The organism is Virgibacillus sp. Bac332, from assembly GCF_003667785.1.
Taxonomy (GTDB): Bacteria; Bacillota; Bacilli; order Bacillales; family Amphibacillaceae; genus Virgibacillus; species Virgibacillus salarius.
The window spans coordinates 1,090,011-1,108,914 of sequence record NZ_CP033046.1; the positions used below are offsets into that span (position 1 = coordinate 1,090,011).

Below are 18,904 nucleotides of genomic sequence, written 5' to 3' on the forward strand. Positions count from 1 at the left end.
CGAGAGACAGCTTCTCTTAAAAACATTATGGGAGTGAGGGGGATGGAAATTAACAACGGATTCAGGAAAACATGGAAAATAATGATACGTACTTTACTTACCTTACTAATTATTATCGTTTTATATATGGTGGTTCAATTGTTGCTATATCCTAAACAGCCTCCTTCATTGTTTGGATATCAGCCTTTCTCTGTATTATCTAATAGTATGAATCCGACTTTCGAGACTGGCGATATGGTCATTGTAAAAAGATTAGCTCCAGCAGAGATTCAGGAAAATGACGTGATTACGTTTAAGAAAGGGACAAATCAGTATGTTACACACAGAGTAAATGAAGTAGTTTCCCATCAAGGCAATATCCAGTTTGTTACTAAGGGAGACAATAATAATGTGATTGATGAGTCAATGGTAACTGCAAATAAGGTCATGGGTAAACAGGTAGCCACCATTCCATATGCAGGATATATTGCTAAATTTATAAGTGGCCCAGTTGGGTTTATTCTACTTATTGTTCTCCCATTTACTGGATACATTTGTTTAGAGGTATATGAGCGAATATCGCGAACGACAAACGAAGATGCAACGAATCAAAAAAATGAATTGTAGCTAAGGAGGATATTTATGAAAAAATGGAAGAAAGCACTATTAGGTACAACCTTTGCCGGAGTATTGGTAGCATCAACTGGTTTAGGAACATACGCGTGGTTCACTTCAGAAACAGAGGCTCACGGGGACATGGAAAACGGAGTGTTGCAAATAAATGATAATAGCAATATAGAAACGCCAATTTTTTCTGGGGTTAAATTTGCCCCTTCCCAGCTTGAATATGGGAATTGGGTGACGATCGAGAATACGGGTGATTTAGACACGTTTCTGAGGGCGACTTATTCCCATTCCATTGACAAGGCATCCTTAGATGCATATGAGGTAGGATATATGGCTATGAAATACACGGTTACGCCGGACCAAGATACCTATGAAGAATCAAAAATTCAATTAGAAAACCTTTTTAATGGGGAAACAAATGAGCGGACTTTTACTGCTGCGAACACAGCTGAAGGTGTGGAGTTTTCTGGGGAACTATTAAACGGGGGAAATTCTGGAGAGCTTGTATTTGGAGAGGGTGAAGAGGATTCGTTTTGGCAGCTAGATGAAGGCCAATATATTGATATTATGATAGCTATCAAACTTGATGAGAGTGCAGGTAATGAATATCAGGGAGCGCAATACGATGCTACCTTTCGTGTGATTGGTAAACAAACAGATGACGGTGCAGCATACGAGCAATAATTCGTAGGGGTGACAACTTGTGATATACAAGAAGAAAGCTTTTCAATTGCTTTTATGCTGCTTGTTTGTATATTTGGTAGGATCTAGTATAGCTACATCTACGACAAAGGCATGGTTTATAACTGAATCCCAATCACAGGGGAAGGTCGTCCATGCTACTACAGAGGATCTTTTGGATGTTGACGCTACTGTATTATCCTATGACACAGACTGTGTAATATGGATAGAAATGAAGATAAAGAATATCTCTGATGTGGCAATTCCAATAGAGATAGATGAAAGGTCTATTTATCTAGCTCCTGGAGAAGTATTCTCTGAAGTGTTTGAACGAAAGGTATCTTGTGAAGCAAACGAATTGCGTTTTCAATTAATAGGATTTAATCGGTTTATTGATGAATTTATTGTTGTTCCACTCCAACCATCTCTATTGAAAAAAACTGCTGTAAATAGATCTGTAGATATAGAGATAGAGAAACAGGTGAAGAACCAAGTGCAAACACCAGATAAACAAGCATCTGATTTGCATGAACAGTAAAAAAGACTTTTAGGGAGAGACAAGTATTTTAGATAAAGGAGCCTCGAAACATAATTTAAGGGTGAACGATGCATGGTCACGTTAGGCGGCTGCTTTAGGATTGGGACATAACTAAAACGGTTCCTTCTAATGAAGGAAAATACACTACTCTAATCTCTCCGGAAATATACGTAAACTCCTTGAAAAAGGAGCGCTTTTTCTATATGTGATGTATCGCTATCGAAGCGTTCCTTATCCTGCGGTAGGAAAGCAAAGTATATTTCCGGAGAAGCTTCGTTCACGGACATCATTTCTAGTTGTTCGTTTTTTGGAATGAAATATTTTATTCTCCGCTTCGTAGATATTATAAAATTGGATGTAAGCTATAATCGCCTCCATTAATGCTTCACACGTGTAATAGTTTTGCCACCCATACTAACCGCATCATGCTTCCGCTTTCTTTAGTAAACCTTCGATATTTCTACCAGAGAAAACAGATGGTGTTGGGCTTTTTCGATGTTAGGTTGTTCTTATTCTCCTTTGTCCTGCATATGTAATATAAAAGGACAAGGGAGAGGGGTTGATCGGTATGAGTTCTACACTAGTTATTTCAATAATGGTAGCATTAATTATTATTTTATTACTTGTTGGCGCGCCAATCAAACCAATGCGCTTTATTGGACATACTACGGTGAAATTAGGGATAGGCATCTTATTTCTCTTTTTTATTAATGTATTCGGTGGAGCTATTGGGTTGCATATTCCGATTAATGTATTTACTGCAATTATCGCAGGCTTTCTCGGTATATTTGGACTAGCTTCTTTATCAGCTATTCATTTGTTTATTATTACGTAAAAGGATATGGAGGTACATTTTTCTTATCTATTTCTTACAAAAAGTTTCAAAGATTGCCTGTATAGAATCCGTTAGATTAGGAGATACTAATTTGTAACGGAGGTGGGGAAATGAAACAGAATATGACATATGAGCGCTGTGGCATTTGTGAGGAAGAAAAGGAGACAGGTATTCATTTGTACACGTTATTTATTTGTTCTGAATGTGAGCATAATATGATACACACAGAGCCCAGAGAAGCGAAGTACAACTATTATCTGCAAAAATTAAAAAATATTAATAAACCAAAACTATATTCCTAGATCAAGAGGCTCGGACAAAACACAACTTCATTACTTAAAATACGAATGATCAGGTTTATTAATAGGACTATCATCGCCGCACCATGAAAATATACGCTCTTTCCGTGGGCACGCCGTGGGCACGGACTCAGCTAACTTGGTAAAGAAAGACACGTTACCAAGTGGATTTTCGAACTCGTGCTGTTCCCGCCGGAGTCTCGCATATTTCAGGTGCTAAATGAATGATTTTAATCAAAAAACGAATGATAATTAATTTAAAATAATTATCGTTTGTTTTTTGTTGTTTCTTCATTACTTTTTTCTCATCCTATTTTTATAAGAAGCCATGAAGGGTTGGCAATGACTAAATGAAAAGACGGTATTGCTATGATAAGATAAGAGATATGTAAAGAAGTAACATGCTTGGAGAGATAAAAGAATGAATCAAAAGCTAACCCCATTATTTTCTACATTACAACAATTTCAACTGAATCAACCCGTTTCTTTTCATGTACCTGGTCATAAAAATGGTGAGATATTTCCTTCCTTCGCAAAGGATTATTATTCATCCTTATTAAGGCTTGACGTAACGGAGCTACCTGGCCTAGATGATTTGCACGCCCCCGAGGGTGCAATTGCAAATGCTGAACAACTGGCAGGCGATTATTTTCAAGCTGATCATACATTTTTCCTTGTTGGTGGAAGTACGACTGGTAATCTAGCGATGGTCCTAGCAACTTGTACAGCAAATGATACAATTATTGTGCAACGCAATTGTCATAAATCGATTATGAATGCTTTGGAATTAAGTGGTGCAAAACCAGTGTTTATTGCTCCAGAATATAATGAGATAGTAGATCGATATACGAGCCCGAGTATATCGACGTTACAGGAAGCGTTAGCACTTTATCCACAGGCGAAAGCAGTAGTGCTTACTTATCCGGATTATTTTGGCAAAACATTCAATCTAAAAAAAATGATCGATCTTATTCATTCATATCATATTCCCGTCCTTATTGATGAAGCCCACGGTGTTCACTTTTCATTGGGTACTCCATTTCCAGAGTCTGCAATAGCTCTTGGTGCGGATATCGTTGTACAGTCTGCCCACAAGATGGCTCCGGCTTTAACAATGAGTGCATATCTTCACTTGAATTCAGCTATTGTTTCGAAGCATCGTGTCGCACATTTTTTACAAATTATTCAATCCAGTAGCCCATCATATCCAATTATGGCATCGTTGGATATTGCTCGCGCCTTTTTGGCAGACTTTAAACAAGTAGCTATTAAAAGGGTTCTAGCTAGTGTTGATAAGGTCAAAACTATTTTTGATGATTCGAGCTATTGGAGAATTGTGCCAAGTGATGACCCTTTGAAAATAACACTTCAGATGAATGAAGGTATTGCAGCAAATGAAGTAGCAAAACACTTTGAATTCGAACAAATATACCCAGAGTTAGTGACACATAATCAACTACTATTTATTCACGGGTTGGCACCATTTCCTTGGGAAAAGCGCTTGAAAAAAGCTGTAAAAAGCGTGAAGGATCAATTAAAAAATAGTGCCAAGCATGATACAATAAAAGTACAAAGCTTTTTTCCGAAGCGAATTCAGGAATTAGCTTTGTCCTATCCATTGATGCAAAATCTGCATACCGTTTACATGCCTTTTAATGAGGCAGTAGGACATGTCGCAGCAGAAGCGGTAATTCCATATCCGCCAGGTATTGCATTAATTCTTAAAGGAGAAAAAATTACAACATTACATATAGAAGCCATTAACCAATTACGCAAACAGGGTATTCGTATGCAGCAACGTCATACAGATGGCATCCATGTTTTTACAGGTATAAAAGAAGGAGAAGAAGATACGTGAGTGGACAATTTATTACATTTGAAGGTGGCGAGGGTGCTGGTAAAACCTCGATTCTCCATTCTTTAAGAAAGAAGCTAAGTGATCATGGGTTCGAAGTGCTAGCAACACGTGAACCTGGAGGTATTGAAATTGCTGAGAAGATTCGAACCATTATTCTTGATCCGATGCATACAGAAATGGAAGAGCATACAGAAGCTTTGTTATATGCAGCCGCAAGAAGTCAGCATCTAGTTGAAAAGGTGTTACCTGCATTAAAGCAGGGTAAAATAGTGCTATGCGATCGCTTTATTGATAGCAGCCTGGTTTATCAAGGGTATGCAAGAGGATTAGGGATGGATGAGGTATTTGCAATCAATCAGTTTGCTATTGGAGATTGTATGCCGGACATGACATTGTTCTTTGACATTAAACCGAAAAAAGGACTACAACGAATAGCGGCGAATAAAGATAGAGAACAGAATCGATTAGATTTAGAAAATCTAGAGTTCCATGAACAAGTCTATAAAGGGTATCATATACTTGCAGAAAGATTCCCTGCACGAATTCAAACAATTAATGCAGACCAAACGATAGAAATGGTTGAAAAAGATGCTTACGATCGTATTATTTCTTTATTGACTTAACTAATGAAAAATAAAGGAGCTGGCAAGAATGAAGTTATTGATCGCAGTGGTACAGGATAAAGATTCTAATCGCTTAGTTGATGCTTTAGGTGAAGAGAATTTTAAAACAACCAAACTCGCTACTACTGGTGGATTTTTAAAAGAAGGAAACACAACTTTAATGATTGGTTGTGAGGATGAGTATGTTGATGAGGCGTTAGATATTATTAAAGATAATTGCTCTCATCGAGAACAAATGGTTGCCCCTATTTCGCCAATGGGTGGGAATGCAGATTCCTATATACCAAAGCCAGTCAAAGTTGAAGTAGGCGGAGCCACTGTATTTATATTGCCAATCGAATCGTTTTTTCAATTTTAATATGGTGTAAAGAAAAATTACTCCAACTAGTTGAAATCCGAACAATCTGTCTGTGAATATTGGTATACTGATTTCCAAGGGGGCTATGTGACCTCCTTGCTATGTCTAGCTTGAACACGCTTCGTGTAGAGTAGCCGCTGTTTGTTCCAATTAAGCAATCATCGAAACCGCCTTATAGCATTATTCGGTGATTTCATGGAAATAACACGTTTACTTATGAAGTTCATTTACTTGAAAAAGGGACTGAGCAGATGAAAATTAGCCAGGATTTAAGAACACAACCGGAAACTAAATATACCAGAACGACGAATGAGGACAACAGGTCTTTTCAGAAAACGCTACAGTCCCAGGCTTTGAATTTGAAGCAGCAGGAATTACAAGTACTCATGAAAAGCATTACCATGCAGGGAGACAAGCTGGCACGTTTTCGAACATTTCGTGACCTTGCTAAATTCAAACGCTTGGTGAAAGGATTTTTGCAGGAAGCTGTGTATAGTGGATTAGATTTGCAAAAATCACATAGTTTTGGCATGGATCGTCAAAATCGTAAGTTAATGCTAGTAAAGCAAATAGATGAAAAACTAGTAGAATTAACAGAGGAAATTATGAATCAAGAGAAAAAGACGGTAGACATACTTGGTTTAATTGGAGAGATAAAAGGTTTATTAGTTAACATATATACGTAGAATCTTAAGATAGATTATTGAAGGGGATACATATGGAAACATGGTCTGAGGTTGCAGAAGTACAACCGTTGGCAAGTAAAATAATAACAAACAGTATGAAAAAAGACCGCATTTCTCATGCGTATTTACTTCAAGGAGAAAGAGGGACCGGCAAAGAAGCAATCGCTTTATTAATTGCCAAAGGCATATTTTGTGAAACTAATGCTGTAAATGAACCTTGTCAAACGTGTAATGCTTGTAAACGTATTACCTCAGGGAATCACCCAGATGTTCATTGGATTGAACCAGATGGACAATCAATTAAGATCGATCAAATAAGGAATTTACAAAAGGAATTTACCTATTCGGGTCTAGAATCTAATAAAAAGGTATATATCATTAAAGGTGCAGATACGCTAACAGTAAATGCTGCTAATCGTATTCTTAAATTTTTGGAAGAGCCTAGTAAGCGAACAACTGCTATTATGCTAACAGATAACAGTCAAGCTATCTTGCCGACTATTCGTTCAAGATGTCAGGTTATTGACTTAAGGCCTCTTCATCCAACGATGTTGCAAAAACAACTCATTGAAGAAGGAATGCATGAGAGAAATGCTGTTTTGATGAGTACTCTAACGAATCGTATAGATGATGCTTTTACTAGAATTAACGATGAGTGGTTTGCCTCTGCAAGAAAGATAGTGGTACAATTAATAGAAGTACTTTCGACCAATCCAGAAGATATATTCTTATTTATTCATCAGCATTGGGTGACTCATTTCAAAGATAGAAATGAGCAAGAAGAAGGATTGGATCTCTTGCTTATCGCAATGAAAGATATTCTTTATTACCATATAGAAAATGAAGCTGGGATAGTGTTTTTCGCCCCTTCTGATGAATTGCTTGAATTGGCAGCAAGGCGCTTTTCTCAGAATCAATTAGTAGCAGTCTTACAAGCTATTTTACAAGCAAAGCGAAAATTGAAGCAAAATGTCCATCCGACCTTAGTGATGGAACAGCTAACACTTCAAATACAGAGGTGATAAGGAATGATAGAGGTAATTGGTGTCCGTTTTAAAAAGGCGGGTAAAATATATTATTTTGATCCAGGGGAAGCTACCATTTCACTAGATAGTTATGTTATTGTAGAGACAATTCGTGGAATCGAATTTGGCAAGGTTGTTCTTACCAATAAAAAGGTTGACGAGGAAGATGTTGTTCTACCACTTAAGAAAGTGATTCGTATTGCAACGGATAAGGATAAGTTAACCGTTTTAGAAAATCAAGAACGCGCAGAAAAGGCCTTTCAAGCCTGCATGGATAAGATTAAAGAGCATGACTTGGATATGAATCTAGTAGAAGTGGAATATACATTTGACAGAAATAAAATAATATTTTATTTTACAGCAGACGGAAGAGTTGATTTTAGAAATTTAGTAAAAGATCTGGCTGCTATGTTTAAAACACGTATAGAACTACGTCAAATTGGGGTACGGGATGAAGCGAAGATGCTTGGCGGTATCGGACCGTGTGGTAGAATGCTTTGCTGTTCTACTTTTTTAGGAGATTTTGAACCCGTTTCAATTAAAATGGCAAAGGATCAGAATTTATCCCTAAATCCGGCAAAAATTTCAGGTCTATGTGGCAGACTGATGTGCTGTTTAAAATACGAAAATGATGATTATGAGACAGCGAAACGGGAATTGCCGGATATTGGGAAAACGATAGAAACACCTTATGGTAAAGGCAAGGTTGTAGGGTTAAACATCTTGGAACGACTCATCCAAATCGAAATCCCTGAAAAAGAACGAGTAATCGAATATACTTTAGATGAACTAATAGATGAAGGAATTTTAGCGCAAGCCACAGAATAACGGGGTGAGTAGCGTGAAAAACAGGCAAATTTTTGATCAGGTATCAGATATGGAAAAGCAAATTGGTGAATTATATGAGCAGTTAGGTGATCTTAAAGGCAAATTAAGTGATTTATTGGAAGAAAATCATCGACTTGCCATGGAGAACCACAATTTGCGTAATCACTTAGATCATTCAAAAGAAGATGAAGAGGAAACATCTGACAACAAAGCAGAAGTGAATAAGAGCTTTCCTGGTGAAGGTTATGATAACCTAGCTAGATTGTATGAAGAAGGCTTTCATATTTGTAACTTGGAATTCGGTAGTCCGAGACGAAATGAAGACTGTATTTTTTGTCTGGACTTTCTGAATAAAACGAAATAATGCAATGTATGGCTGTCTCGATTTCGGGACAGCCTTTATTACAGTTGACTACTTTTTGCTTACGAGAAAGGACATACATATGGTTGAATTATACGATGATGAGCGTTTAGATTATTTACTGGCTGATAACAGCATGAAAATTATTCAAAGTCCTTCTGCATTCTCTTTCTCTTTGGATGCAGTACTACTTGCAAACTTTGCTTATATTCCGAAAAAAAGAGGAGCCATACTTGATCTCTGCACAGGCAATGGTGTTATTCCATTATTACTGTCGAGAAGGAGTAAAAGTAACATAACAGGTGTGGAGATTCAAGAACGTATTTACCAGATGGCGAAAAGGAATATCGACTTGAATAACTTACGTGAGCAAATAAAGATACTGCATGGAGATTTAAAATGCATGCAACCGATAATAGGTCAAAGTAGTTTTGATGTAGTCACCTGTAACCCACCTTATTTTCCGACCCCGTCAGCTACTGAACATAACCAAAATGAATATTTAACAATTGCCAGACACGAAGTTTTCTGTAGTCTAGAGGACGTTGTGAAGGCATGTAAGCTGCATGTTCGTCCAGGAGGGAAGGTATCTATGGTACATCGACCAGGCAGGCTTATTGATATTATTAGCCTATTTCGTAAGTACAAGCTCGAGCCAAAGCGTATTCAATTTGTTTACCCCAAAAAAGGGAAAGATGCAAATATGCTATTAATTGAAGCAATTAGAGATGGGAAGCCAGATTTAAAAATCTTGCCACCTTTATATGTATACAATGAGGATGGTACGTATACAGAAGAGGCAGAGGAGATTATATATGCCTGAACATGAACATACGGTCTATATTCTGAAATGTAAAGATAACTCATTATATACAGGTTACACAAACAATTTGGAAAACCGGCTGAAAATGCATAATGAAGGAAAGGGTGCAAAATATACCCGTGGAAGAGGTCCGTTTCAAGTTGTTTATATCGAGCGCTTTTCCAGTAAAGAAAAAGCAATGAAGAAAGAGTATACCATTAAACAATTAACTCGCAAGGAAAAATTACAACTTATTCGAGCAGCCTTGAAAGAAGTGATAAAATATGAACATTCAACAAAGCTTTGATAACGAAAAAAAAGGGAAATTATACATTGTTCCGACCCCTATTGGTAACTTAGAGGATATTACGTTCCGTGCATTAAATATACTGCGCTCAGTGTCAATTATCGCAGCAGAGGATACACGAAATTCTAAAAAACTATTGAACCATTTTGACATCTCAACACCGTTAATTAGTTATCATGAGCACAATAAGCTGGCAAGAGAGGAACAACTGTTACGGCGATTGGAAAACGATGAATCAATTGCTATTGTAAGTGATGCAGGAATGCCTGCGATATCCGATCCTGGTCATGAGTTAATTCAAGCGGCGATTGAGCAAGAATTTTCTGTAGTAGTACTGCCTGGAGCAAATGCAGCATTATGTGCGCTGATCGGTTCTGGTTTACCAGCAAATGAATTTTATTTTTATGGTTTCTTACCCCGTAAAAAGAAAGACAAGGAGGCAGAACTAGAGAGATTACAACGGATACAGGCCTCTTTATTATTTTATGAGTCACCTTATCGTATAAAGGAGACATTAAAGGCTGCCAAGTCTGTACTTGGTAATCGCCGTGTGGTCCTAGCACGGGAGCTATCTAAACGGTTTGAAGAATATATTCGAGGTACACTGAATGAGGTCATCACCTATACAAAAGACATAGAGCTTAAAGGCGAATTTTGTATGGTTATTGATGGAACAGACCAGTTAATTCAAGAAACTTCATTATGGTGGGATGGCTATACTATTGTTGAACATGTAGATTACTATATAGATGAGAAAGACATGCCTAGCAAAGAAGCAATAAAGCTAGTTGCAAAAGAGCGAAAGCTTCCGAAACGTGAAGTGTATCAAGCCTATCATATCGAGGATTAATTTGTTGCTATAAAAAAAGGTCTAACGTGTAGAACAGGCGTCAGACCTTTTTGAGACAATAATCTTACTATTTATTAAATCTTGCTTCTATCTCTTTAACCAGCTCTTGTGCACCTTCTGGGCTGAGGACAAGTTTGCCGTTTGCTAAAGAGAGATTATCATCGGAAACCTCTCCAGTAAGATGACAAGTCATGTTTGGTTTGTACTTCTTAAGGATAATTTTGTCATTTTCCACGTAGATTTCCATCGCATCTTTTTCCTGAATTTCAAGCGTACGACGAAGTTCCATTGGGATGACAACACGGCCAAGCTCATCCACTTTACGTACAATTCCGGTAGATTTCAATTTCTTTCCCCCTAAGGTTAGAAAAACGAGCCAATTGTCAGCAAGGGCTTTCGTTCTTCCTTAAAATTTGTAAAGCAAAAAAATCGTCATATTTCGACATCACTCTATGCAATAGAATACCAGTGTTTCTTTTTTCTGTCAATAAATATTTACCTGAAAATTTAATAATTTGAAATACCTGTATAAATACTATTATATCAGGTTTTGTCTTTTACTTAATTGGTTAAAATAAGGTATAAATCTGAAAAAAGCAAATAAACAATCTAATATTTTTCGACAAAATTCGATGTTTTTCTATGTTTCTCTTACAAGACATGATGACATTGCACTCTATTTGGCAAAATAACGGATAAAAGCTACAATAGTATATAGTTTTAATAAAGGATGCTGGTGGATTTAGGAGGTAATGGGAATGCCAAATAACAAAAAAACGTTTTATATAACAACACCGATTTATTACCCTAGTGGGAATTTGCATATTGGTCATGCGTATTCTACGGTTGCTGGCGATGCAATTGCTAGGTATAAGCGGATGCGTGGCTATGATGTAATGTATTTAACAGGTACGGATGAGCACGGTCAAAAAATCCAAAAAAAGGCTACAGAAAAGGGTGTAACTCCACAAGCGTACGTTGATGACATTGTAAGTGGTATTAAAGATTTATGGAAGAAACTTAAAATATCAAATGATGATTTTATTCGGACGACGGAAGAGCGTCATAAAAAAGTAGTGTCCAAAATATTTGATCAGCTTGTTAAACAGGGGGATATTTATTTAGATCAATACGAAGGCTGGTATTGTACATCTTGTGAGTCCTTCTTTACAGAGAGACAGTTGGAAGATGGGCATTGTCCAGATTGTGGCGGTCCAGTTGAAAAAGTAAAAGAAGAATCCTATTTCTTCAAGATGAGCAAATATGTCGATCGACTTGTGCAGTTCTATGAGGATAATCCAACGTTTATTCAGCCAGAAAGTCGTAAAAATGAAATGCTGAATAACTTTATAAAACCAGGGCTTGAAGATTTAGCAGTATCTCGTACCACTTTTGACTGGGGTATTAAAGTTCCCGGTGATCCAAAGCATGTGATATATGTATGGATTGATGCTTTAACTAACTATATTACAGCTTTAGGTTATGGTACAGACGATGATAGTAAATATCAAAAGTTCTGGCCAGCAGATGTTCATTTAATGAGTAAGGAAATTGTTCGTTTTCACACGATATATTGGCCAATTATGTTAATGGCATTAGATCTTCCCTTGCCGAAGAAGGTTTTTGCGCATGGTTGGATACTGATGAAAGATGGAAAAATGTCAAAATCTAAAGGGAACGTTGTTGATCCTGTACAACTAACAGATAAGTACGGCCTTGATGCACTTCGCTATTATTTGCTTCGCGAAGTTCCATTTGGATCAGATGGTGTATTTACACCTGAAGGATTTGTAGAACGTACTAACTACGATTTGGCTAATGATCTAGGCAATCTATTAAACCGTACTGTTGCTATGATTAATAAATACTTTGATGGTCAGATTCCGTTATATCAAGCAAGTGAAACAGAGATTGAGGCTTCACTTGAAGCATTTGGAAAAGAAACGATTCAGAAAGTAGAAGAAGCGATGGAGAATATGCAGTTCTCTGTAGCACTATCCTCCCTTTGGCAGTTAATTAGTAGAACAAATAAATATATTGATGAAACAGAACCGTGGGTATTAGCTAAACATGAGGATCAGAAGGAACGATTGGGTAATGTAATGGCCCATCTAGCTGAATATCTTAGAAAAATTGCAGTTATGCTACAGCCGTTCTTAACAGAAGCACCTACAGAAATCTTCCGACAGCTCCATGTCACAGAAGCGGCATTAAAGGAATGGGATAGCATTTATCGTGAAGGGCAAATTAGTGTAGGTACTAAAGTTCAAAAAGGAAAGCCAATCTTTCCTCGCTTGGATGTAGATAAAGAAGTACAAACTATTAAAGCAATGATGCAAAATCCTGCACAGGTTAAGGAAAAAGCTACGAAGGAAGAAACCAAAAGTACACAAGAAATTACCTTTGATGACTTTATGAAGATAGACATGCGAGTGGCAGAGGTAATAAAAGCAGAGCCTGTCAAGAAGGCTGATAAGTTATTGAAGCTTCAATTAGATCTTGGAGCGGAGAAACGGCAAGTTGTTTCGGGTATTGCACAGTACTATCAACCACATGAATTACCAGGTAAAAAAGTAATCTGTGTAACGAATTTAAAACCTGTAAAACTAAGAGGCGAAAAATCAGAAGGTATGATTCTTTGTGGGGAAGATGAACATGGTAAGCTCGTTTTAGCATCTGTAGAAGAATCACTGCCGAATGGATCTGTCGTGAAATAAAAATAGGAAAACGGGCTGCTTGTAAGGTTCGTCAATTTTTAAATTTTTAAAGTACATGACTCTAGTTGAAATGGGGTTCGTATGAAAGGCATTAGCTATGAGTAAATTTGTTCATGACATGTTGAACCTTGTAGGGAAAGTGAAGTATATTCGGTTTGAATAAGTAGGGAGCTGGCTTTTGGGACAGCTCCTTTCTAAGCATAAGGAAGTTTTATTTTGTCATATAGTAAAGTAATTTTATTTGCTTCGGTCTGTCCAAGCTTATTTGAAGATAAACAGGTGAAATATATGACATAGCGTTTGAGCTTTGTGTTTAAGGAGTGAAGTGGTTTGTTATTTGATACACATGTTCATTTAAATGCGAGGGATTTCTTTGAAGATCGCGATGAAACAATTCAGCGTGCTTTTGATACCGGCGTAAACTATATGGTGGTAGTCGGTTTTGATCGGGAAACGATCCCGTTAGCTATCGAAATTGCAGAACAATATGAAACCATTTATGCGGCTGTAGGCTGGCACCCGGTGGATGCTATAGATATGACGGATGAAGAATTAAACTGGATTGAGGAATTTTCTGCTCATCCAAAGGTTGTAGCTATCGGAGAGATGGGATTAGACTATCATTGGGACAAGTCACCGAAGGATGTACAAAAAGACGTTTTTCGTAAACAAATACGGTTGGCGAAGAAATTAAATATGCCAATCATTATTCATAATCGTGAGGCGACCGAAGATGTTATTGAAATTCTTCAAGAAGAAGGTGCAGCATCTATTGGCGGTATTATGCATTGCTATAATGATTCAGCAAAATATGTACAAGCCTGTCTGGATATGAACTTTTACATCTCTCTTGGAGGTCCAGTAACATTCAAAAATGCAATAGAGCCAAAGGAAGTAGCGGTACAGGTGCCATTAGACCGACTGTTGGTTGAAACGGATGCACCTTTTTTAGCTCCACATCCAAATAGAGGTAAAAGAAATGAGCCTTCCTATGTTAAATTAGTAGCAGAAAAAATAGCTGAGCTGCGAGGTTTAACCTTGGAAGAAATTAGTGAAAACACGACAAAAAACGCTATTTCTCTCTTCGGGATAAAATTATGACGGTTGTAAAATAAGAAAAATATTTTGTTAAAAAATAGGAAAAAAACGGTATAAAAAAAGGTTAGCATTTAAGCTAACCTTTTTTTTATTGATAATTAAAAGATGGCGAAAAACCAGTTGTACCAATGCTTTCATTGTACTTATTAAAGAGTAATCCGCTCCTCAAATTAATGTGTAATCTAATTGTAACTTAATCGTAATCGGATATACTTTGACTTTGCATATAACTGTTAATATAATCAAAATGCATTAAGAGGAGGCAGAAGCATGCGAATGATTTCAAAGCTAATGCCGGCGTCGACAATGAAGCTGGTTATTTCAGGTATTGGTGTTTTGGCACTTGTTGTATTTTCCGGATTAGTACTATTTGATGCTACGAAGGCAGAAGTAGTCATAACTGAAGACGGTAAAGAACAAACAGTGAAAACGCATAAAAATACCGTTGAAGAACTGCTTGCAGAAGTAGGAATTACCGTCGGGGAGCATGATCATTTGTCACACAGTAAAGATGCTTCTATTGAAAACGGTATGGAAATTGAGTACAACAAAGCCAAGCAGGTTTTTGTAACTATCGATGGAGAAAAGCAGGAATTCTATACAACTGCAGACACAATAGATGAATTTTTACAAGAAAAGAATCTCTCATTTCAACAGCATGATGATATCTCACATAATCAAGGGGATACCATTGAAGATGGACTACATATTCAAGTAAAACAGGCATACCAGATTACCATTAACGATGGAAACAACCAAACAAAATCAAAACCGACCACAGGTGGAACAGTAAAAGATATCTTAGCTCAATCAGACATTTCATTTGATCCGGAAGGCTTGGATAGAATTAAGCCAGCATTGGATGAAAAGGTGAAAAAAGATACGAATATTACGATTGTTCGCGTTAAAAAGGTTAAGGATGAAGTTACAGAAGCGGTTGCCTTCGAGACAGAGAAAAGAAAAGATAGCAGTCTTCCAAAGGGAGAAGAAAGGGTTCTTTCGGAAGGGAAAGACGGTAAGCTGAAAAAAGTCTATGAGATTGTCAAAGAAAACGGAAAAGAAGTTAGCCGCGAGCTTCTAAGCAAGGATGTTGTTGAAAAAAGTGAGAATCGAGTTATAGCTGTAGGTACGAAACAGGAAAATAAGCTTGTGACCTTATCGAGCAAGAAGTCACATTCGAGCTCAAAGAAAAAATCAAGTTCTAAGCCTTCTGGCGGAAAAGTGTTTACAATGAGTGCAAGTGCGTATACAGCTAGTTGTAACGGCTGTTCTGGTTATACATCTACGGGTATCAATTTAAATGCAAATCCGAATAAAAAAGTAATAGCTGTCGATCCAAGTGTTATCCCATTAGGTTCAAAAGTTTGGGTAGAAGGTTATGGAGAAGCAATAGCTGCTGATACTGGCGGTCATATTGTTGGAAATCGCATCGATGTTCATGTTCCTTCGAAGCAGGCAGCGTATAATTGGGGAAGGAAAACAGTAACAGTAAAGGTTATTAATTAATATTTATGCTCTTACCATGATATAGTGGTAAGAGCATTATTTATTATGGGTATAGAAAGAGGAACAAATGTGAAAATAAAAGAAGTGATTGTTGTTGAAGGTAGAGATGATACAACAAAGATTCTTCAGGCGGTTAATGCTGATACAATTGAAACAAATGGATCAGCGATTAATGATACGATTATAAAGCAAATAAAGCATGCGAAGGATAAACGGGGGATTATTATTTTTACAGACCCAGATTATCCTGGTGATCGCATTCGTCATATTATTGACCAGGCTGTACCAGGCTGCAAGCATGCGTTTTTAACTCAACATGAGGCACGAGCTAAGCATCCTAATAACAAAAGTTTAGGGATAGAACACGCTTCACCTGAAACGATTCGCAAGGCTCTCGCTGATGTATATGAGCTAAAGGAAGCGCACGCGAGTGAAATTGCAAAGGAAAATGTAATCAACAGCGGACTAATCGGAGGGGCGCAAGCAAAGAAACGACGGGAACGATTGGGTGAGCTGCTACAAATTGGTCATACAAACGGAAAGCAGCTTTTAAAAAGGTTGTCGATGTTCGAAATAACCAAAGAGGAATTTGATAATGCGTTAGCACAAATACAGCGGGAGGAAAAGCATGACAGTGAATAAATATATTGCAACACCATCACGTACAAAGGAAATACTAACAAAGTATAACTTCTCGTTTAAAAAGAGCCTGGGACAAAATTTTTTAATTGATACTAACATATTGGAAAATATCATATCCCATGCAGGAATTGATAAAAACGCAGGTGCAATTGAAATAGGACCTGGTATCGGTGCGTTGACAGAGCAATTAGCTATTCATGCAGATAAAGTAGTTGCTTTTGAAATAGATCAGCGTTTATTACCCGTCTTGCAGGATACCCTACAACCCTACTCAAATATTCAAATTATCCATCAGGATATTTTGAAGGCAAATGTATCAGAAGTCATTTCCTCCTGCTTTTCGCAGGAACAACCGGTACATTTAGTTGCAAATTTACCTTACTATATCACTACACCTATTTTGCTGAAGCTTTTGCATGACAATCTTTCTGTAGAGAGCTTCACTGTAATGATTCAAAAAGAAGTGGCTGAAAGAATGGCAGCTAAGCCCAATAGCAAAAGCTATGGGTCCTTGACCATTGCCGTTCAGTATTATACGGAGGCAGAAGTGGTCATGCATGTTCCTAAACGAGCATTTATGCCACAGCCTAATGTGGATTCCAGCATATTAAAGTTAGTGAGACGGGAAAAGCCGCCTGTCCAAGTGCACAATGAAACGTTCTTTTTTATGCTTGTTAAAGCTTCTTTTGCACAACGAAGAAAAACACTTCGCAATAATTTAGTCAATCATTTTAAACCTGATTGGGATAAAGAAACGATTGTACAACTATTAGAAGAAGCTGGAATTGATGGCAATAGACGTGGAGAATCATTGTCTATTGAGGAATTTGCTGTATTAGCAAATGCATTTTATTCAGTTGTTAATAATAATACATGATGTGCTTATGAAGAGTGAATTAGGTATAGAACATAAACGCTAACCCTTAAGAGACGGAAAAAATGGTAAATGAATGGTTCTATATAAAAAATGCTGGGATGAGAGGTGTCTCTGCGAGAGACTACTTCATTTTCTGCGACGGTTATTACGAAGCATTATCTCTAGGCAGCATTCATGTCATTCTGCCTATATGAGGTTAAATTGAAACGCAACAAACGTTTTGACCCACAAAAGCTGAACGGATTCGAATGCGAGCTGAAACGCTTCGAATAATCGTTCAGCTTTTTTCTATAAGTAACTTACTTTATGTTTTATTCTCATTTTGCTGTCCAAGGTAGTTAAAAGTAATTATATAGGTGATCTGTAATAAACGCACAGATTTTATGATGGACTCATACGCTATATCAGAATGTTTTGGAAGGCTGTGAGGTGTCAGTTATGAACTATTCGAAGGGTGATCTGGTTACAAGAAAATCTTACAATCATGATTTGTTGTTTCGGGTTGCTAGTGTGAAAAAAAATAGTGCTGATTTATATGGTGAAGATATCCGCCTGAAAGCAGATGCGCCTATATCTGATTTAAAGAAGATACAAGAAAGAGAATTAGAGAAGCGTAGACAAAAAGGAAAGGAAAAAGAGGAATTTTCCTTCCGTTTATTTCGGCAGGACTATCAATTGATGAAAGAGAAACGTGAATATCACGCAACCGAAGGCTATCAGCATGAACCGATTTTTTTTCAATTACCAGCCAAAGTTCTGCATCTAGACGGCGATCAAATGTATTTAAAGAAATGCATTGAATTATATCAACGAATCGGATTACAAGTACATGGAGTGCATTTACATGAAAGGGAAATGCCGATACAAATAGGTGAATTGGTGGAGAAGATACAGCCTGACATTATCGTCATTACAGGACATGATGCGTTTTCCAAGAACAAGGGCAGAAAAAATGACATACGTGCATATAGACATTCTAAGTTTTTTGTGGAAACAGTACGAGAAGCACGAAAGATTAATCCTAATGTGGATCAGCTAGTTATCTTTGCAGGTGCATGCCAATCACATTTTGAATCACTAATTCGAGCAGGTGCTAATTTCGCAAGTTCTCCGCTACGAATTAATATACATGCGTTAGATCCTGTTTATATTGCAGCAAAGATTGCTTATACACCATTCATGGAAAAGGTTAGTGTATGGGAAGCACTAAGAAATACACTTACAGGTGATAAAGGAATGGGTGGGATAGAAACGAGAGGATTATTAAGAACAGGGTTACCCTATTTAGAAGATGAATCAAACGAATGAGCAACTTGCCTTCAGGTAAGATTGCTGGATAAAAATGGTACAAGTTGGTAAATGAACGAGTAATTTTTTCATGGAATATACACATGTAAATAGCAAAGT

Annotated in this window: 22 protein-coding genes; 21 read left to right on the plus strand and 1 reads right to left on the minus strand. The window is 37.3% G+C overall.

The window, feature by feature from the left end; translation table 11 throughout:
- Positions 1-42: 42 nt before the first annotated feature.
- The 15 genes from D9782_RS05115 (at position 43) to rsmI (ending at position 10,657) form a co-directional block, all read left to right on the plus strand.
- Positions 43-606, plus strand: coding sequence for a signal peptidase I (locus D9782_RS05115; RefSeq protein ID WP_162986334.1), 564 nt, complete (start codon positions 43-45; stop codon positions 604-606).
- 15 nt (positions 607-621) lie between these two features.
- The gene (locus D9782_RS05120) at positions 622-1,290 is read left to right on the plus strand and encodes a hypothetical protein (RefSeq protein ID WP_121604266.1); all 669 of its coding nucleotides are present in this window, start codon (positions 622-624) and stop codon (positions 1,288-1,290) included.
- Between the two features lie 19 nt (positions 1,291-1,309).
- A complete protein-coding gene (locus D9782_RS05125) occupies positions 1,310-1,825 on the plus strand; it encodes a hypothetical protein (protein WP_026680152.1) in 516 nt (171 codons plus the stop codon).
- A gap of 568 nt (positions 1,826-2,393) precedes the next feature.
- A complete protein-coding gene (locus D9782_RS05130; RefSeq protein WP_026680153.1) occupies positions 2,394-2,660 on the plus strand; it encodes a pro-sigmaK processing inhibitor BofA family protein in 267 nt (88 codons plus the stop codon).
- Between the two features lie 110 nt (positions 2,661-2,770).
- Positions 2,771-2,962 carry a sigma factor G inhibitor Gin gene (locus D9782_RS05135; protein WP_026680154.1) on the plus strand — a complete coding sequence of 64 codons (192 nt, stop codon included), beginning with the start codon at positions 2,771-2,773 and terminating at the stop codon, positions 2,960-2,962.
- Between the two features lie 418 nt (positions 2,963-3,380).
- On the plus strand, positions 3,381-4,817 hold the full coding sequence (locus D9782_RS05140; protein ID WP_121604267.1) for an aminotransferase class I/II-fold pyridoxal phosphate-dependent enzyme: 1,437 nt from the start codon (positions 3,381-3,383) through the stop codon (positions 4,815-4,817).
- A complete protein-coding gene (gene tmk / locus D9782_RS05145) occupies positions 4,814-5,440 on the plus strand; it encodes a dTMP kinase (protein ID WP_121604268.1) in 627 nt (208 codons plus the stop codon). Before D9782_RS05140 ends, tmk begins: the two co-directional genes overlap by 4 nt.
- A gap of 28 nt (positions 5,441-5,468) precedes the next feature.
- Positions 5,469-5,798 carry a cyclic-di-AMP receptor gene (locus D9782_RS05150; protein WP_026680157.1) on the plus strand — a complete coding sequence of 110 codons (330 nt, stop codon included), beginning with the start codon at positions 5,469-5,471 and terminating at the stop codon, positions 5,796-5,798.
- A 251-nt stretch (positions 5,799-6,049) separates the two neighbouring features.
- Positions 6,050-6,484, plus strand: a complete 435-nt coding sequence (locus D9782_RS05155; protein ID WP_026680158.1) for a YaaR family protein — start codon at positions 6,050-6,052, stop codon at positions 6,482-6,484.
- A 32-nt stretch (positions 6,485-6,516) separates the two neighbouring features.
- Positions 6,517-7,506 carry a DNA polymerase III subunit delta' gene (gene holB, locus D9782_RS05160; RefSeq protein WP_026680159.1) on the plus strand — a complete coding sequence of 330 codons (990 nt, stop codon included), beginning with the start codon at positions 6,517-6,519 and terminating at the stop codon, positions 7,504-7,506.
- A gap of 6 nt (positions 7,507-7,512) precedes the next feature.
- Positions 7,513-8,337 (plus strand): PSP1 domain-containing protein, encoded by an 825-nt coding sequence (locus tag D9782_RS05165; protein ID WP_026680160.1) that lies wholly within the window; start codon positions 7,513-7,515, stop codon positions 8,335-8,337.
- Between the two features lie 13 nt (positions 8,338-8,350).
- Positions 8,351-8,701: a DNA replication initiation control protein YabA gene (gene yabA, locus D9782_RS05170; RefSeq protein WP_026680161.1), complete on the plus strand. Its 351-nt coding sequence runs from the start codon at positions 8,351-8,353 to the stop codon at positions 8,699-8,701.
- A gap of 79 nt (positions 8,702-8,780) precedes the next feature.
- Positions 8,781-9,521, plus strand: a complete 741-nt coding sequence (locus D9782_RS05175; protein WP_121604269.1) for a tRNA1(Val) (adenine(37)-N6)-methyltransferase — start codon at positions 8,781-8,783, stop codon at positions 9,519-9,521.
- Positions 9,514-9,807 carry a GIY-YIG nuclease family protein gene (locus D9782_RS05180; RefSeq protein ID WP_026680163.1) on the plus strand — a complete coding sequence of 98 codons (294 nt, stop codon included), beginning with the start codon at positions 9,514-9,516 and terminating at the stop codon, positions 9,805-9,807. Before D9782_RS05175 ends, D9782_RS05180 begins: the two co-directional genes overlap by 8 nt.
- Entirely contained in the window at positions 9,785-10,657 is an 873-nt protein-coding gene (rsmI, locus tag D9782_RS05185; protein WP_121604270.1) for a 16S rRNA (cytidine(1402)-2'-O)-methyltransferase, read from the plus strand. The genes D9782_RS05180 and rsmI overlap by 23 nt, the downstream gene beginning before the upstream one ends.
- 67 nt (positions 10,658-10,724) lie before the next feature.
- Here rsmI and D9782_RS05190 read toward each other — a convergent pair whose 3' ends face one another.
- The gene (locus tag D9782_RS05190; RefSeq protein ID WP_026680165.1) at positions 10,725-11,003 is read right to left on the minus strand and encodes a transition state genes transcriptional regulator AbrB; all 279 of its coding nucleotides are present in this window, start codon (positions 11,001-11,003) and stop codon (positions 10,725-10,727) included.
- Positions 11,004-11,415: 412 nt separating this feature from the next.
- On the opposite strand from D9782_RS05190, the gene metG reads away from it, so the two are divergent.
- The 6 genes from metG (at position 11,416) to yabG (ending at position 18,805) form a co-directional block, all read left to right on the plus strand.
- Positions 11,416-13,374, plus strand: coding sequence for a methionine--tRNA ligase (gene metG, locus D9782_RS05195; protein WP_121604271.1), 1,959 nt, complete (start codon positions 11,416-11,418; stop codon positions 13,372-13,374).
- A gap of 330 nt (positions 13,375-13,704) precedes the next feature.
- Positions 13,705-14,475: a TatD family hydrolase gene (locus D9782_RS05200; protein WP_121604272.1), complete on the plus strand. Its 771-nt coding sequence runs from the start codon at positions 13,705-13,707 to the stop codon at positions 14,473-14,475.
- A 267-nt stretch (positions 14,476-14,742) separates the two neighbouring features.
- Positions 14,743-15,978 (plus strand): resuscitation-promoting factor, encoded by a 1,236-nt coding sequence (locus D9782_RS05205; RefSeq protein WP_026680167.1) that lies wholly within the window; start codon positions 14,743-14,745, stop codon positions 15,976-15,978.
- Positions 15,979-16,047: 69 nt separating this feature from the next.
- Positions 16,048-16,620 (plus strand): ribonuclease M5, encoded by a 573-nt coding sequence (gene rnmV, locus D9782_RS05210; protein ID WP_121605829.1) that lies wholly within the window; start codon positions 16,048-16,050, stop codon positions 16,618-16,620.
- Positions 16,613-17,497: a 16S rRNA (adenine(1518)-N(6)/adenine(1519)-N(6))-dimethyltransferase RsmA gene (gene rsmA, locus D9782_RS05215; RefSeq protein WP_305847193.1), complete on the plus strand. Its 885-nt coding sequence runs from the start codon at positions 16,613-16,615 to the stop codon at positions 17,495-17,497. Before rnmV ends, rsmA begins: the two co-directional genes overlap by 8 nt.
- A 438-nt stretch (positions 17,498-17,935) precedes the next feature.
- The gene (gene yabG, locus D9782_RS05220) at positions 17,936-18,805 is read left to right on the plus strand and encodes a sporulation peptidase YabG (protein ID WP_026680170.1); all 870 of its coding nucleotides are present in this window, start codon (positions 17,936-17,938) and stop codon (positions 18,803-18,805) included.
- The last annotated feature ends 99 nt before the right edge of the window (positions 18,806-18,904 follow it).

Excerpts from the sequence above, each read along its gene's own strand:
- D9782_RS05115 (WP_162986334.1), top strand. The coding sequence starts at position 43 with ATGGAAATTAACAACGGATTCAGGAAAACATGGAAAATAATGATACGT.
- D9782_RS05120 (WP_121604266.1), top strand. The coding sequence starts at position 622 with ATGAAAAAATGGAAGAAAGCACTATTAGGTACAACCTTTGCCGGAGTA.
- D9782_RS05130 (WP_026680153.1), top strand. The coding sequence starts at position 2,394 with ATGAGTTCTACACTAGTTATTTCAATAATGGTAGCATTAATTATTATT.
- D9782_RS05135 (WP_026680154.1), top strand. The coding sequence starts at position 2,771 with ATGAAACAGAATATGACATATGAGCGCTGTGGCATTTGTGAGGAAGAA.
- D9782_RS05140 (WP_121604267.1), top strand. The coding sequence starts at position 3,381 with ATGAATCAAAAGCTAACCCCATTATTTTCTACATTACAACAATTTCAA.
- D9782_RS05150 (WP_026680157.1), top strand. The coding sequence starts at position 5,469 with ATGAAGTTATTGATCGCAGTGGTACAGGATAAAGATTCTAATCGCTTA.
- D9782_RS05155 (WP_026680158.1), top strand. The coding sequence starts at position 6,050 with ATGAAAATTAGCCAGGATTTAAGAACACAACCGGAAACTAAATATACC.
- holB (WP_026680159.1), top strand. The coding sequence starts at position 6,517 with ATGGAAACATGGTCTGAGGTTGCAGAAGTACAACCGTTGGCAAGTAAA.
- D9782_RS05165 (WP_026680160.1), top strand. The coding sequence starts at position 7,513 with ATGATAGAGGTAATTGGTGTCCGTTTTAAAAAGGCGGGTAAAATATAT.
- D9782_RS05175 (WP_121604269.1), top strand. The coding sequence starts at position 8,781 with ATGGTTGAATTATACGATGATGAGCGTTTAGATTATTTACTGGCTGAT.
- D9782_RS05180 (WP_026680163.1), top strand. The coding sequence starts at position 9,514 with ATGCCTGAACATGAACATACGGTCTATATTCTGAAATGTAAAGATAAC.
- rsmI (WP_121604270.1), top strand. The coding sequence starts at position 9,785 with ATGAACATTCAACAAAGCTTTGATAACGAAAAAAAAGGGAAATTATAC.
- metG (WP_121604271.1), top strand. The coding sequence starts at position 11,416 with ATGCCAAATAACAAAAAAACGTTTTATATAACAACACCGATTTATTAC.
- D9782_RS05205 (WP_026680167.1), top strand. The coding sequence starts at position 14,743 with ATGCGAATGATTTCAAAGCTAATGCCGGCGTCGACAATGAAGCTGGTT.
- yabG (WP_026680170.1), top strand. The coding sequence starts at position 17,936 with ATGAACTATTCGAAGGGTGATCTGGTTACAAGAAAATCTTACAATCAT.